At 41.5% G+C, this 14895-nt stretch carries 12 protein-coding genes; 3 read left to right on the forward strand and 9 right to left on the reverse strand.

What is annotated here, in order from left to right:
- Positions 1-5: 5 nt before the first annotated feature.
- A complete protein-coding gene (locus tag DP114_RS28715; protein ID WP_171977752.1) occupies positions 6-1754 on the reverse strand; it encodes an Hsp70 family protein in 1749 nt (582 codons plus the stop codon).
- Positions 1755-1926: 172 nt separating this feature from the next.
- Entirely contained in the window at positions 1927-2568 is a 642-nt protein-coding gene (locus tag DP114_RS28720) for a nucleotide exchange factor GrpE (protein WP_171977753.1), read from the reverse strand.
- 483 nt (positions 2569-3051) lie between these two features.
- Between DP114_RS28720 and DP114_RS28725 the strand changes: the two genes are divergently transcribed.
- Positions 3052-3516: a hypothetical protein gene (locus DP114_RS28725; protein ID WP_169265365.1), complete on the forward strand. Its 465-nt coding sequence runs from the start codon at positions 3052-3054 to the stop codon at positions 3514-3516.
- Positions 3517-3528: 12 nt separating this feature from the next.
- Here DP114_RS28725 and DP114_RS28730 read toward each other — a convergent pair whose 3' ends face one another.
- The 7 genes from DP114_RS28730 to DP114_RS28760 all read right to left on the reverse strand — a co-directional run bounded on the left by DP114_RS28730 (position 3529) and on the right by DP114_RS28760 (position 10862).
- Positions 3529-3918, reverse strand: a complete 390-nt coding sequence (locus DP114_RS28730) for a nuclear transport factor 2 family protein (RefSeq protein ID WP_171977754.1) — start codon at positions 3916-3918, stop codon at positions 3529-3531.
- Between the two features lie 38 nt (positions 3919-3956).
- Positions 3957-4964 (reverse strand): zinc-binding dehydrogenase, encoded by a 1008-nt coding sequence (locus DP114_RS28735; RefSeq protein WP_171977755.1) that lies wholly within the window; start codon positions 4962-4964, stop codon positions 3957-3959.
- A 77-nt stretch (positions 4965-5041) separates the two neighbouring features.
- Positions 5042-5950, reverse strand: coding sequence for a DUF4437 domain-containing protein (locus DP114_RS28740; RefSeq protein WP_169265362.1), 909 nt, complete (start codon positions 5948-5950; stop codon positions 5042-5044).
- Positions 5951-6031: 81 nt separating this feature from the next.
- Positions 6032-6856, reverse strand: a complete 825-nt coding sequence (locus tag DP114_RS28745; protein ID WP_169265361.1) for an alpha/beta fold hydrolase — start codon at positions 6854-6856, stop codon at positions 6032-6034.
- A gap of 161 nt (positions 6857-7017) precedes the next feature.
- Complete coding sequence (gene hisS, locus DP114_RS28750; protein WP_171977756.1) at positions 7018-8406, reverse strand: histidine--tRNA ligase; 1389 nt, start codon at positions 8404-8406, stop codon at positions 7018-7020.
- 205 nt (positions 8407-8611) lie between these two features.
- Positions 8612-9058, reverse strand: a complete 447-nt coding sequence (locus DP114_RS28755) for a DUF3598 family protein (RefSeq protein ID WP_169265359.1) — start codon at positions 9056-9058, stop codon at positions 8612-8614.
- 334 nt (positions 9059-9392) lie between these two features.
- The gene (locus tag DP114_RS28760) at positions 9393-10862 is read right to left on the reverse strand and encodes an amidohydrolase family protein (RefSeq protein WP_171977757.1); all 1470 of its coding nucleotides are present in this window, start codon (positions 10860-10862) and stop codon (positions 9393-9395) included.
- A gap of 237 nt (positions 10863-11099) precedes the next feature.
- Here DP114_RS28760 and DP114_RS28765 point away from each other — a divergent pair, with 237 nt between their 5' ends.
- On the forward strand, positions 11100-11900 hold the full coding sequence (locus DP114_RS28765) for an aspartyl/asparaginyl beta-hydroxylase domain-containing protein (RefSeq protein WP_171977758.1): 801 nt from the start codon (positions 11100-11102) through the stop codon (positions 11898-11900).
- 495 nt (positions 11901-12395) lie between these two features.
- Positions 12396-14831, forward strand: a complete 2436-nt coding sequence (locus DP114_RS28770; RefSeq protein ID WP_171977759.1) for an FG-GAP-like repeat-containing protein — start codon at positions 12396-12398, stop codon at positions 14829-14831.
- Positions 14832-14895: the final 64 nt, after the last annotated feature.

A 14895-nucleotide genomic window follows, 5' to 3' on the forward strand; every position in this document is an offset into this window, starting at 1 on the left:
TATGATTATTCCATGTGATTTTCTAAATCAAACAATAAGTCCACAAGGCTATCGCCTGCTTTTTGAATTTCTTGAATATTGTCATTCATGAGAGCTTTTTTGAGTTCCATAACAATATCAGATAACGGCGATCTTTCTTGAGGAGGTATTCCAGCCATATACCTTTCTGCTTTATTAATAAGTCCTTCGTATTGTCTTGCTTTAGCATTTTGCTTCCACAGTTCTTTGAGACGAGAAGCAGCATCAGCTATATCTTTGTTAGCCATGCGCTTGGCTGAAGAACCGTAAGATAGCTCTACACTTTTATTAATATTAGGAATAGTCGCTTTTAGTTTAGCTATCCCATTAATGTCATAAGAAAATTCCACTTGCACTGCATAGGGAATACCATCAACAGCTGGAGGAATATCTGTGATCTGTGCTTCTATTCCTGTGTCAATAGCTTCATTTGGTAGCTTTGCTCTCCCTGTGTTGTCTTGATAGAGACGAATTTTTAACCGCTTTTGATCTGGTTTCAAAAGAGTGTAAGTTTTCAGAGTAGAATAAGGAATCGTTGTATTGGGTTGGATCAAAGGTTCATAGGTAAGCATATACTGTCCACCTACGTAACTCACCACTTCAATACCCAATCCAAAAGGAGCTACATCGGTGAGAATAACACCGGAATCCTGAGGAATGAAACCTTTGGCTAGAGCAGCATGAATAGATGCACCAACACCCACAGCTAAGTCTGCACCAACATCAAGTGCTTTTCCTTGTTTACCAAACATCTGGACGACTAATTGGCGAACAGCAGGAATGTAAGTTGTTCCACCTACAAGTAATACTCGATTGATTGTACTGGGGTGCAGATTTTTGGCATTTAGTGCTTGATGGATGCAGTCTCGCGCCTTTTGCAGTAGAGGTGCGATCGCCTGCTCAAACTCTTGCTGCGTCACTTCCACCTCTAAGTCAAGAAATTCACCATGACTTGCTGCAAAATACGGGATTCGTACATCATACGATTGTTGTGTAGAAAGAACTTTTTTAGCTTTTTCTGCAGCTTCTTTCAGTGCACCATGAGCTTTTTGAGAAATTTCTGCCTCAGGATTTTCTGTCTTAAATTTTCGATGAAGTAATCTTATCATTGCTTCATCGAAATCTTTACCCCCCAATTGAGGATTTCCGAAACTACACTTTACATCAAGAACACCTGCAAGCATTTCCAGTACAGTGATATCTAATGTACCACCACCAAAATCAAAGACAACAAGCTGTTCTTCAACATCAATATTTTTGATTCCAAAAGCTAAAGCGGCTGCTGTTGGTTCATTTATCAGGCGAATAATTTTTAATCCTGCCAATTCACCTGCATTGAGTGTAGCTTGTCGAGCCGCATCTGGAAAGTTGGCTGGAACAGAAAGGACGACTTCTCGAATTTCTATTCCTAGTGCAACTTCCGCATTTTCCTTAAGTTGACGAAGAATTAAAGCAGAAATTTCTTCAGGTCGATACTCTTTCTCTAGCAGTTTTATTGTTTCTCCAGTTCCCATTTTCCGCTTGATTTCACGAGACCCTCGATTTGAGACATCAACCCAACTCCTGGCATTTTCTCCCACTAAGATTTCACCTTTTTTATTAATAGCAACAATTGAGGGAATAATCGCCATTTTTGTCACAGGATCAGGAATCGGAAATGACTCATTATTTCGGTAGACGCAAATTTCAGATGTCGATGTTCCTAAATCAATTCCGATAGCATAATTTTTTGTCATTGCCTAACTAATTCCTTTATCACTGTAAATTTTATAAGCTGTCATGCTAAAAAAAGTGCATACACTCAACAAGCTATGCACTTTTTTTTGTACCTCTTGCAAAAAAGTAACAGGCGCTCATCCAAAGCGTATGCCTAGAGCATATTTTGATTTTTTCCTGTTATGGTGCTAGTTATTTTGCTACAACAACCTTTGCTTTCTCAAGAACTTTGTCACCAATTTTGTAACCCCAACTGATACATCTAACGATATTGCCTGGTATTATATCTGATTCTTCCTCATCAATTGCTTCATGAAATCTTTCAGAAAGAGATTCTTTTTCTTGTGGAATGATACGCTCCATTCCTAAATTCAGAAATATTCCATTATAACCATCTAATATTCTATTGATTAACAGTTTGTGTTCATCTGTTTCGTAATCAACTGCCCTCTCTAATAACCGAAAAAACTCTATGGCTGACTGTTCCCAATAGTTAATCTTTCGTTGCAGTTCCCCATTCTTCTGACGCTGCTCCACAAGCATGTTTTCCACAGAGTTCTTAAAATCGTTCAGTTCTGCCAATGTGTATTCAAGTTTTTCATTTAATTCTTTAATCGCAGCAGTATTATCTAGAATTGCGTTAGTATTTGTGTAAGAAGCACGTTGTATTTTTATTTGTTCAGATACATATTCATTTAAAGATTCTTTGATAGATTTTTCTAGATTATTTTTCAAGAGATTATCTAAATAGCTCTGTAAATTATCATTGAGTAAGTTCTGTAAAATTTTCTCTAATTCTTGAAAATCTTTATTGTTATTGTGACTGAAGCTCATCTCATTTTACCAATAATAAAAATTATGTAAAGTTTCTAACTGTTCAATCAAATATATGCTACTGCTAATATTAGCTAATTGATCACAATGATAACAAAGCAGTTCGCTATAGCAATCCTAATTGATTTGCCCTACGGGCACCACTGGCGTATGCCTACGGCACGCTACGCGCTCCGTGAAACTTTTATATATATATGTGTTTCTTGGCGTCCTAGCCTGCGGAGGCGTTTATGTCCTGCGGACACGCACTCGTCGCACTCAAAGAACGCACTCGCGTGTCGCCAAGGGCGGTTAATATTTATAAATCCAATATAGGAATTCGGTTTTATTTATGAACTTACTCGTGTAGACGCTTAACATCAGAGCAAATATACATAATGTAAGGTCTTTAGTGTATTGCAAATTGAAAATCGCTATGATTCATTTGGTCAAGGGATTTACAAGTGATACTATGTTAGAGTCATGGCTTAATGCTCGCTCTCAATGAACAAACCACTGAATGAAGCGCTTTCTCTTGAGATTGCCCAACGTGTAAAAAGCAAAGCTAAAACTCCGTTTGATAATGCTTACAGAGCAGCATTAGCGACTGAGGGAGCAATTTACGTACAAGGTTTTTTAGTTTTTGCTGGCAAGCCATACAAACCCATCGAACACGGTTGGATGGAATTGGAAGATTGTATTGTCGATCCAACATTAGCGTACCTTAACAAGAATGCTCAACAACTTTGCTACTTTACAGCACAACGTTTCACCGTGAAGGAACTAAAAGCAATCATAGAAGAATCTAAAGAAGATTATCCAGAAGATGATCCATTGCCAATTTATGGTGATCCACCTTACGAGTATTACGGGAATGTGATGTTGGGTGCTAAGGATTACTTAGAGGCTTATCAAGCAGCAGAGGCTAAGTGCAGAGAATTGAATCAGAAAAATGCTGATAAAAATTAACGCAGTCCTACTTCAATTCGATTTACCATCACTGCCAAAATATTCTCTATAACCGCAAATTTTGTCTCCCCGCACATCAAAGGAAACTGCTACCCGATTTTTGTAAAGTTCTCCAAACAACGTTCCCTCATCGCGGAACTCAAACACGACTGTTGTCTCGTTACTTGTAACGTGCTCTAAAATGAGTTCACCTCTTAATGATTCAGCAATATATTGGAAAAATTCTCTAGCTTTTTCTTTTCCCTGATGTAAACCGTGATATTTCCCAATAGGAAACCAGAAGCTAAAGTCTTCTGTGAGCATATCCAAGAAGTGATTCCACTGGCCTGTTGCTAAACCGTGTTGGAAGTGTTCAAATGCTTGATGAGCAACTTTTAAAGTATTTTCTGACTGTTGTGTCATTGTGACTTCCTGTGTACTTCTAAATATATGATTGTTTTTTAAAACCTGACGACGACTTTGCCACAATTTTGACCACTAAGGAGGTATTCGACAGCAGCAGTAATGGATTCTATGCCGTGAAATTGGGTTGAGTCAACAGCAACTTTTAGCTTGTTTGTGTAGAAGAGATTGAAGAGGCGATCGCGTCCCTCTGTCATATACTCTTTATACAGAGGCATAAGAAACCCCCGCACCGAAGCTGCTTTCCAAAACAACTTGTGATAAATTCGCGCTTGTGTCACAGGCTCAAAATTCTTGCCATATTCGGAAACGAAACCAACCACGACTAAACGTCCGCGAACTGCTAAATTATCCACACAAGTATCAAAGACTTGTTTACCCACACATTCAAAAACTAGGTTAACGCCATTGGGATATTCTTGCTTGAGGACTTGATTGAGGTTTTGTGTGCGGTAGTTGATGATGCGATCGCACCCCAACTCCTCCAGTAACTCTACCTTTGCATCAGTTCCACAAGTACCAATCACATGGTTACCCGCTAACTTCGCCAATTGTACCGCAATGTGTCCGGTTCCACCCGCCGCAGCTGTCACCAAAACAACTTCTTGGCTTTTCATTTCCCCCACTTGTTCTAAGGCTACCATTGCTGAGACACCAGTAGGTATCAGGGTTAGCACCTCTGGCGTTGCTTGGCGCACCTTGATTGCAAGGTTGGCATTTATCGCTTGGTACTCGCGATACCCTCCGCCGCGTATGGTAGTGACTACAGCATTACCAACTTGGAAATCTTTGACATTATTGCCTACTGCTACAACTTCTCCCAGTGCTTCCACACCTAAATCAAAGGGAGGAGTTAAGTTAATGTAGCTGACATCGCCTCGGCAAAGTAAGGTGTCAAACCCAGCGTTGATTCCAGCAAATTTGTTGCGAATGAGAATTTCATCTGGTGCAGGTTCGGGAATGGGGAGTTCTACGACTTCAATAGCTGATTTGAAATCTTGGGCAAACTGTTTTGCAACCAGTTTTTTATAGGTTTTTGAAATCATTTCTTATACGTGAGTCATGTCTTATCAGCCATCGTTTTTCAAACAACCAAATACCTGTTTTAAGCTGCTTACAATTTCTATGCACCAGGAGATGCATATGACAAGACTGTTCCAAGTTTTGATAAATCCCTATCAACTCTTACGAAGAATAAAGCACCATCCTCAGTCTTGTGCCTAGGAAGAGTGCTAAAGCTAGGACTATAGCCAAAGTGATTCTTCCCGAATCGGTAATCTCCTATATCACAGTATCCAACTAAACCATATGCTTCTTCATTATAAGATTGAATCATTTGATACTTGCCGTCATAATGTGGCAAGACAGTAAGGAGCCATGTTCCACCCCCGTTACCATCTTTCCTTAGGTACTTCTTTTTTGACACTTCAAATTGAACTGTATCTGTCTTGCCCCACGGTAGCAATTTACTATCCAATCCTGGAATGAAGTCACCTACCCTAGCATCTAGATGATTTTTTTGTGCATTTTTATACTTCAATGGAATAGGACCGTTCTCCATCCAGAGGATTTCTGCTTCCTCACCACCTAGCACTTTCCAAGATCCAACGTTGACTCCTGCGGGGATAAAGGAGTAACCATGCTTGCTGAGTTGCCACTCGCCCAATTGGATTACACCCTTAAGCACAAAAATCTCCAGATCGGCTGTGAATATACCAGACGGTGCCTCAAACTGGGGCGGTAGCAACACTTTTGAAGTACATGCACCACAGTCATGCCACGTGAGTAACTTACGTCTTCCGGATACTACGTTCTCTGGCATTCCACTAATTCGCCACCCGTCTTCTTCTGGCACAGTATTCGTGTCAAAGAACTGGTACTGGCGAGGTACGTACTCTTTAGAGATTGCTGTGCGCCTTCCCGATAGATTCATACGCCCTCTACCGTCTCCACCCCAATCTTCCGGTACAGAGGCTATATGCAAAAAGTCATCAGCCTCTTCTTCATGTGCACAATCGTATTTATTTTCCATGTATTTTCTTCCTAATTGCCACTAATATCGTTACATTGTTGATTTCATCTCGTTACTGGGCTGCTGCCTCTAGTATATTTTTTAAAAACTTTTCTCTTCTAAAAATTCGATGACTACCTTCGATATTTCTTCAAATCTCTGGAGCATCATGTATGTAGTTCCGCCTTCAATCTCAATCACTTTTGCATGAGGAATTGCTGTTAAAATCAAATGGTGATTGTCTGCATTTGCTAAACCCAGCTGTTCCAACTGTTTTATACCTTCAGTTCCCCATAGAATTAGGGAGGGACATTTTATTTGTGTAAATCTTTCTTGCGTCTTTAAACAGTAGTTTGCTACAGCCCAAACGGCATAGAAAGGATAGCCAAAGCCTTTTAAATCATCTAAAACTAACCTGTGATTTAATTCATTAGATTCTACAAACTTTGCACGGGCTGCCCATCTTTCCATCAGGTGGGATCCGTCAGTTTTTATTTGAAAACCTTCTGAAAATTGCTGTAATAGGGCTGCTTTTCCTTCTTCACCTAAGACAATGGGATCAGATAAGACAAGTTTTTCGACTCGTTCAGGATATTCTGCTGCGACTTCTCCTGCTACAAAAGCACCTGTTAGGTGTCCCAAGATGGTTGTAGTTTTTATGCCTAATTTGTCTAAAAGCAAAATGACGGTTTTAGCGTAGTCCTCTATCGAGTACATTTTGGGGGGTTTATCTGAATCACCATAACCCAGCAAGTCCATAGCAATGACGCATCGATTTTTTGCCAAAATAGGCATTAAGTCTCGATATTCGTTACTACTCATTGGCTGCTGATGTAGTAAAAGCAGAGGACTTCCCTCGCCACCAATGCGGTAGAGAATCTGCCCATCTTCGGTGTCTAAAAAAGCTCGCTTGATTGGTTTGTTCATATCCCCCTGATAAATTTAAGTTTTCATCTCGTTACCAGGTGAAACCTGGTAACGCCTTGCTAGAGGCTCTGCCTCTAGTATATTTTAGTAGTATATTTTAGGAGGCTGAGCCTCTCTGAGGGCATTCCCAGGTGAAACCTGGGAACGAGGAATACGAGGAATTATGCTAGTCTGCGTTTAATTTCCTCCGCCAAATCTTCCAACGCGACTTCCACTTGCTCGCGTGTTCTCAAATCTTTGAGAGACGCCTTTTGCGCTGTAGCTTCTTCAGAACCAATTATCACACAAAATGGAATTCCTTGTTTTTCAGCCAATTGAAATTGTTTGCCCAAAGGTCGCTGTTCAAAATTCGTGATAACATTAATTTTAGCCTGACGCAGTTTTTGCGACACATTCAAATAAACAGGCATCAAATCATTTTGCATATTCACTACCATAACTTGCGCTGGAGTAGCCGCGAAGGTATTGAGAATACCAGCTTTTATCAACCGACTAATTAAGCGAGTTAAGCCAATAGAAATGCCAACACCTGGCATTTTTTCATCCAAAAACATCCCCACTAATTCTTCATACCTACCACCAGAACAAATGCTGCCCAAAGCTTCATGTCCTATTAGGGTTGTTTCGTACACTGTACCTGTATAATAATTCAAACCGCGAGCAATGGATAAGTCAATACAAAAACGGTTTTCTGAAACTCCAAGATTGCGAACTCCACAAATAACTGTTTCTAATTCCGTGACTCCAAGAGCAAATTCCTCAGCTTCTGGTGTTGACGTTGTTAAGTATTTGAGTTTATCTAGAACTTCATCTACAGTGCCATCTATATGAATAAAGTAGATGATTTTTTGAGTAGTATCTGCTAACACTCCCTCTTTTTCTAACTCGTTTTTTACCTTGTTCTCACCGACTTTATCCAAAGTGTCAATAATCCCAATACAGGATTTAATTTTTTCTTCCTCAACTCCTACTGATTTAAAGAAACCAGTGAGAATTTTACGATTGTTGATGCGAATCAGAAAATCACCGATATTAACTGCGTCAAAAATTTCGGTTATAATCGCAGGCATCTGAGCATCATAGAGCAAACTCAGTTCACGACGACCGACAACATCAATATCACACTGACGAAACTGACGAAATCGACCATCTTTTGCTCTTTCTCCACGAAACACCATATCCATTTGATAGCGAGCAAAAGGAAAGCTCAACTCATTTAGGTGACGAGCAATATACGCTGCCAAAGGAACTGTTTGATCAAATTTTAAAGCTCTTGCTTCCGAACCTGTTTCACCCGCTTTATCTTTTTCTGCCTGACGATTTGGTGGCAAAATAGGGTTAAGACCATAGATAATGTTGTCGCCTTGATTGCCCTTTGCTTGCAAAACTTCCAAGCGTTCCACAGCAGGAGTTTCTATTGGTGTAAATCCGTAGTTTTCAAAAACTCTCCGGATGGTATCTAGTAAATAAAGTTCCAAACGCTTTTCGCCAGGAAGAAATTCTGGAAAACCACTTGGGGTCGAGAAATTTATTTTGTCACTTTTTGCCATGCCTTTGCCTTGCTAATTTTAGTTAATATGTAATTGAAGAAAGAAATTAATGGGTAACAGTCCAAAATTTTATCAAGTACAGATAAGCATTTACCAATGACTCATAAAATTTAAAAAGGTTACACTATTCAGGTGCGTTAAACTGCTTAACACACCTGAAGCATTGAAGATCCATTTTACAAATTCTGTGCGATCGCTCAACCTCTTATCTTAGCCGTTCCTCTTGAATCAGGGTTCGCTTGAAAAGTTGATGGTTCTTAAACCAGTGCCAAGTGCGGGCGCGATGATTATTGCAAGGACTAATCACAATCATTTCATACAAGTACATATCTGGCACGGTCTTATAAGAGAACCACAAAATAACCGTTGCATCATCGACTTCCCAAGCTTTTCCGTCAATACGTTCCGTGTCAAACCACAGCGCTTTGTCTCGGTAAGTTCCCGGAAACTCATACTCCTCATGTTTCCCATCAGACCACTTGTAACGATTGATTTGGTAGTAGGAATGGGAACCGTCTTCTGGAAATTGGCAGGTTAAATGAGATTCATATTTATCAACAATTTTTCCCTCTGTATCAACCACTGTATACGTACCTACCCAATCTCCTTCGTGGCGAGTAAGTACAGGCATTTCTTCTCGAATCGCAGACATAACACAACTCCTTTGTCTTTGCAGATAGCAATTAATAAAGATTTTAAGCAACAAGTAATACTAAGTTGCATTCATACAGATAACTTACTCTTTTCTCTTTTCTCTTCCTCTGCGCTCTTGGCACGGCAGGTGCTACAACGGGACGCCAGGTGCTTCAAGTCGGGGAACCCGCCCAACGCACTGGCTCGGGAACCCCAACGCCAGATACCTACGGAGGGAAACCCTCCTGCAGTACTGGCTCCGCAACGCACTGCCTCGTCTTGGCGGTTCGTTTAGTAAATTCTATCTCTGAATACAACTCGCTATAAGCAACAAGATTTAAATCGAGATTGCTCTAACATCTTTTGAGATAACGTCCACTGGGTGAACCTACAACCTGTCCATTATTGTAAATAAGATTTCCACGTAAAAACGTATTTTTTACCCGTCCCGTTAACTCCACCCCTTCAAAGGGTGTGTAACCTTGTTGTGACTCCGATTCAGTAGCACGTACCACAAAGGTTTCATTTGGATCTACCAGTACTAAATCAGCATCGTAGCCAATGGCGATATCCCCTTTTTGTAACAAACCAAAGCGTCGCGACGGATTCCACGATAACAGCTTAGCCATGTGATTGTACGACATTCCCCGCTTACTTCCTTCACTAAAGACACCAGAAAGTAAATATTCAGTACCACCAAAACCAGACTTTGCCAACCAAATATTATTTGGGTCTTTAGCACTTCTTTTTTGTTCAGCAGAACAGCAAGCATGGTCACTTACTATCCAGTCTACCTGATGGTTGAGTACTGCTTGCCATAAGTATTCCACATCGGCACGCGGACGAATAGGAGGGTTTACTTTTGCCCAAGTAGCGGTGGGGGTATCAACATCTAATAGCAAATGTCCGACGGTAACCTCTCGCCGAAAATTGATATGGGGAAAAGCAGTTTGCATAGTCAAAGCTGCTTCCATAGCTTTGCGCGAACTCAGGTGCAACAAATTGATATTTGCACAGTTCGTCTCATGTGCTAAATAGGAAGCAATACAAATAGCTAAACCTTCGGAATGAGGGGGACGCGCTGCACTGTAAGCGTGCAGTCCGCTAAGATTAGAATTATTTTCAACTATTTTGGTATAGGCGTTGAGAATTTCAGCAACTTCGCAGTGTAAACTTAAGCTAATAGTTTCTCGTGCTTCTGGATGTTCTTCCATCAAGCGACTTAAACGGCGCATAATAAATTCAAAATGGGCGAAGTCGTAACGTTCCTCTTTATTAATCATTAAAAAGAGGTTTTGCTGGTCTGACAAACCATGCAAACCATAACCGCCATAAAACATGAATATTTTGAACGAAGATACACCATGTTCTTTAAATAGTAGGGGTATTTCGTTGATATGCTGACTAGCTATAGGTGCGACGTGATACCCATAATCAACAAAAAAATGACCTGCAGATAACGCTAATACTTCTGGAAAAAAATCGTGGTAAGAACCACCTTTGTTGAGATAATACTGTCCTGTACGAATGTAATTAAGACTAGTTGTGACTCCTCCCATTGCGGCTGCTTTGGTTTCAGTCACAGCATCTTTGTCCAGGGGTTGATAGATACCGATGTGCATATGGGCATCTACGACCCCAGGAAAGCCCAGCAAGTTTTTGCCATCCAAGACCTCTTTGGCTTGCTCTGGGCTAATATTAGGAGTAATAGTAGCAAATTTTCCATCCTTAATTCCTAAATCAAGTAGTTCGACAACATCATGACGGGGACGAACTACTCGTACATTTTTGATTATTTTATCTAATATGGGAGCTTCAGACACACTAGACCTCACACTAAAATAAGTACATAACTCAAAAGTTTAAGAATATCAACACAGATGATTTTATTTGATTCAACCGTTGTATAAGTTTATAACTATAACTCTAGGCATGGTCTTTTAACTAGTGATGGATAAATACTCTGCTTTAATCAGGAATTCCAATATCGTACTGGGACGCAGACCAAATTTGCTCACCATGTAATGTTTTTTATTCAATCTTCTTTAGGAGAAAAGATAATGGAAAGTTTTAATGAGTATCATCTAGAGCCAAAACAATTTCCTTTTTTGAACAGCTTTCAAGATAACTGGCAAGTTATTAGAGATGAGTTCACACACTTTATTAAACATGCATCTAATGAAGAGTTACAATTTGCTTATGATGTTTTAGGACCTAAAAGTAAAACAATTCAAACCAAAGGAAATTCAAAATATAGTGCTTTTGGAATTTTATATCAAGGTATCTTCATTGAAGAATATATTCAATTTCATCAAATACAATATCCTAATTATAGCCAAAATGATGCATCAGCAAAATCACTTGCATTAAGAGATAAATATTTTCCAAAGTTGGCTAATGTAATCGAAAAAGTCAACTTAATTGATGATAATGTGATTAGAAATGTCTATTTTGGGACATTTCATCCGGGCTTGGATATCAAACTGCATGTGAACGATAACCCTCATATGAATCGTGGCTATCTAGGATTGATTGTGCCACCAGGGGATATAGCGATGAAAATATGCCATGAGCAGCTTTATTGGCATGAAGGAGAATTCATGGTTTTAGATCACAGCTATCCACACTGTCCGCATAATTACACCAATTATGACAGAACTGTTTTGGTTGTAGACTTTTTAAAAACAGATAAGCCTAGAGAAGAATTAATACGATTTGAAAAAGAACAAGTCACACAACGTATGCAAGATAATCCTTACAGTTTAGGTGTTTTTGGTAAAAGTGATAAAGCCAAAATTGAAGATTTTATCAAGTATGGTTTAGCTCATCAGTTAGAGTGGGATAAAGCTTTAGGGGCTTAATCTTCACAATGATTGGAAAAACTTATTGCATCCCACATCCTACAGTGGTCAATATTTTGTACATTAATATTTGATAGTGAAGCACTCATGCTTCACTATCAAATAAACTTGTTGCAAAAGTCAGGAAGTCTTGACAGGGAACTTTTAACAGAACCTCGTAAAATCTCACTTTTACAAGAAGTGTAATATTTTGCGATACGCATCGACGGTGTCTTCCCTTGAGGCGGCGATAAGCCGGAGGCTTGACGCTGAGTCCTGAGCCCTATGGCTAACGCCACGGCTTGAGGCCGTTCGCGTTCGCGTAGCGTGTCCCCTTGGGACTCAGCGTCTCCGTTCGCGCAGCGTGCCCGAAGGGCATAGGAGATACGGACACGCTGCGCAAATGCGTATCGCACCTGCGGAGTGCGGGCTTCTACGTGTTAGACCCCATGAGCGCAGACGCTCCAGAATCAAGATTTGCTGAATTCTTTTGCAACAAAAAAGGAACCAATATTTATGGTACTCGCCCGTACCGCAAATCATCATCCTGTCGTCTTCATTGATGCCAACGTAGACGACTCCCAAAGTCTAATACTCGGTGCAGTAGCAGAAGCTGAAGTGATTGTCCTAGAAAATCACAGTGATGGAATTGCACAAATAACTGCAGCACTGGTTGGACGCAGCGATATTTCTAGCATTCACATCGTTTCTCACGGTGCGCCGGGATGCTTATATCTGGGTAATAGCCAGCTAAGCCTGGACACCATTGATTCTTATCGCTCACAACTGAAAACTTGGGAATCTGGTTGCATCCAACTCTACGGGTGTAACGTCGCCTCCGGGGATGCGGGTGCACAATTTGTTGCTCAACTACACGAATTGACAGGAACAAGTATCGCCGCCTCTTCTAAGCGAGTCGGAAATACAGCATTGGGTGGGAGTTGGCAATTACAACAACACATCGGAGAGTGTGACGCAACGAATGCGTTTACACCCAAACTGATGCAGAGCTACTCTGGGGTATTTGCTGTCACTTTTAGCACTCCTACTTACTATGGAGTGGGGTCAAATCCCTTTTCTATAACCACAGAGGACTTCAATGGTGACGGGCTGCCCGACTTGGCTGTGGGGAACTATGGCTCCGACAACGTTTCAGTGCTGTTGAACAACGGTAGTGGCGGTTTTGGTACTGCAACCAACTTTGCGGTCGGGTTACGTCCGAGATCTGTGACCACGGGGGACTTCAATGGTGACGGGCTACCCGATTTGGCTGTGCCGATCATTGGCTCTGGTGGAGGTACAGTTTCCGTGCTGTTGAACAACGGTAGTGGCGGTTTTGGCACTGCTACCAACTATCAAGCGGGGTTAGGTCCGATATCCGTGACCACAGGAGACTTTAACTCTGACGGGCTACTCGACTTGGCTGTAGCGAACAATAGCTCCAACGACGTTTCAGTGCTGTTGAACAACGGTAGTGGTGGTTTTGGCACTGCCACCAACTTTGCGGTGACGTCAAGTCCCCAATCCGTGACCACAGGGGACTTCAATGGTGACGGTAAACTCGACTTGGCTGTGGCGAGCTATAGCGACAGCAACAACGTTTCAGTGCTGTTGAACAACGGTGATGGTGGGTTTGGCACTGCTACCAACTATCAAGCAGGGTCAAATCCTTATTCCGTGACCACAGGGGACTTCAATGGTGACGGCAAACTCGACTTGGCTGTGGTAAACATTTCTTCCAGTAACGTTTCAGTATTGTTGAACAACGGTAGTGGCGGCTTTGGCACTGCCAGCAACTTTGCGGTGGGGTTAACTCCCAACACCGTGATCACAGGGGACTTCAATGGTGACGGTAAACTCGACTTGGCAACAGCAAACGTTTCTTCCAGCAACGTTTCAGTATTGTTGAACAACGGTAGTGGCGGCTTTGGCACTGCCATGAACTTTAGGGTTGGGCCAAACTCAGGTCCGATATCCGTGACCACAGCTGACTTCGACTCTGACGGCAAACTCGACTTGGCAACGGCGAACGTTAACTCCAAGAACGTTTCAGTATTATTGAGTAGCATCATCAACAACCAACCTCCAGTTGCCGTTGACGACAGCGCCACCACTTACCAAAATACTGCTGTGACTTTTTCTGTAACCACCCTGCTTGCTAACGACACAGACCCGGATGGCAACCCTTTAAACCCTTTAATCATTACTGCTGTCGGCAATGCGACTAACGGTACTGTGAGCTTAAATGACAATGGCACTCCTGATTATACGAGTGATGACGAAGTTATTTTTACTCCCAACAACAACTTCAGTGGCAACGCCACTTTTGATTATACCCTCAGCGATGGCAATGGTGGCACTGACACTGGAACCGTCACAGTTGCTGTTGGCCAAAACATCAACGGTGGTAATCGCAATGACAACCTCACTGGTACTGCTGGTAATGATGTCATTTTCGGTTTGAACGGCAACGATACTATCAATGCCTTGGCAGGAGATGACCAACTCGACGGTGGTAATGGCAATGACCAACTCAACGGTGGTAATGGCAATGACACTTTACTCGGTGGTAATGGCAATGATCAACTCGACGGTGGTAATGGCGATGACACTTTACTCGGTGGTAATGGCAATGACACTTTACTCGGAGGTAACGGGGATGACCTACTTGTCGGTGGTAACGGTAATGACTTCCTCAGAGGTGGTAACGGGGATGATGTCTTAGCTGGTGATACTGGTGCGGATACTTTCGTCTTGCAGAAGAACAGTGGTGTCGATATAATTACTGATTTCAACCGCAGTGCTGGTGACAAAATCGGTTTAACAGGGGGTCTAACCTTTAAGAATTTGACGTTCTCTGGCAACAATATTCTATCGGATAATAGTATCTTAGCAACCCTAACGGGAGTTAATACGATGACGCTAACTGCAAGTCAGTTTGTGACTGTGTAGAAGATTGGACTTTGGACAAAAAAGAGTGGTTCGCGTATAATTTACGCGAATCAAACGAAAGTCC

The sequence above is a fragment of the Brasilonema sennae CENA114 genome (assembly GCF_006968745.1).
GTDB classification, from domain to species: domain Bacteria; phylum Cyanobacteriota; class Cyanobacteriia; order Cyanobacteriales; family Nostocaceae; genus Brasilonema; species Brasilonema sennae.

Excerpts from the sequence above, each read along its gene's own strand:
- DP114_RS28755 (WP_169265359.1), bottom strand. The coding sequence starts at position 9,058 with ATGTCTGCGATTCGAGAAGAAATGCCTGTACTTACTCGCCACGAAGGA.
- DP114_RS28765 (WP_171977758.1), top strand. The coding sequence starts at position 11,100 with ATGGAAAGTTTTAATGAGTATCATCTAGAGCCAAAACAATTTCCTTTT.
- DP114_RS28735 (WP_171977755.1), bottom strand. The coding sequence starts at position 4,964 with ATGATTTCAAAAACCTATAAAAAACTGGTTGCAAAACAGTTTGCCCAA.
- DP114_RS28730 (WP_171977754.1), bottom strand. The coding sequence starts at position 3,918 with ATGACACAACAGTCAGAAAATACTTTAAAAGTTGCTCATCAAGCATTT.
- DP114_RS28720 (WP_171977753.1), bottom strand. The coding sequence starts at position 2,568 with ATGAGCTTCAGTCACAATAACAATAAAGATTTTCAAGAATTAGAGAAA.
- DP114_RS28740 (WP_169265362.1), bottom strand. The coding sequence starts at position 5,950 with ATGGAAAATAAATACGATTGTGCACATGAAGAAGAGGCTGATGACTTT.
- hisS (WP_171977756.1), bottom strand. The coding sequence starts at position 8,406 with ATGGCAAAAAGTGACAAAATAAATTTCTCGACCCCAAGTGGTTTTCCA.
- DP114_RS28745 (WP_169265361.1), bottom strand. The coding sequence starts at position 6,856 with ATGAACAAACCAATCAAGCGAGCTTTTTTAGACACCGAAGATGGGCAG.
- DP114_RS28725 (WP_169265365.1), top strand. The coding sequence starts at position 3,052 with ATGAACAAACCACTGAATGAAGCGCTTTCTCTTGAGATTGCCCAACGT.
- DP114_RS28715 (WP_171977752.1), bottom strand. The coding sequence starts at position 1,754 with ATGACAAAAAATTATGCTATCGGAATTGATTTAGGAACATCGACATCT.
- DP114_RS28770 (WP_171977759.1), top strand. The coding sequence starts at position 12,396 with ATGGTACTCGCCCGTACCGCAAATCATCATCCTGTCGTCTTCATTGAT.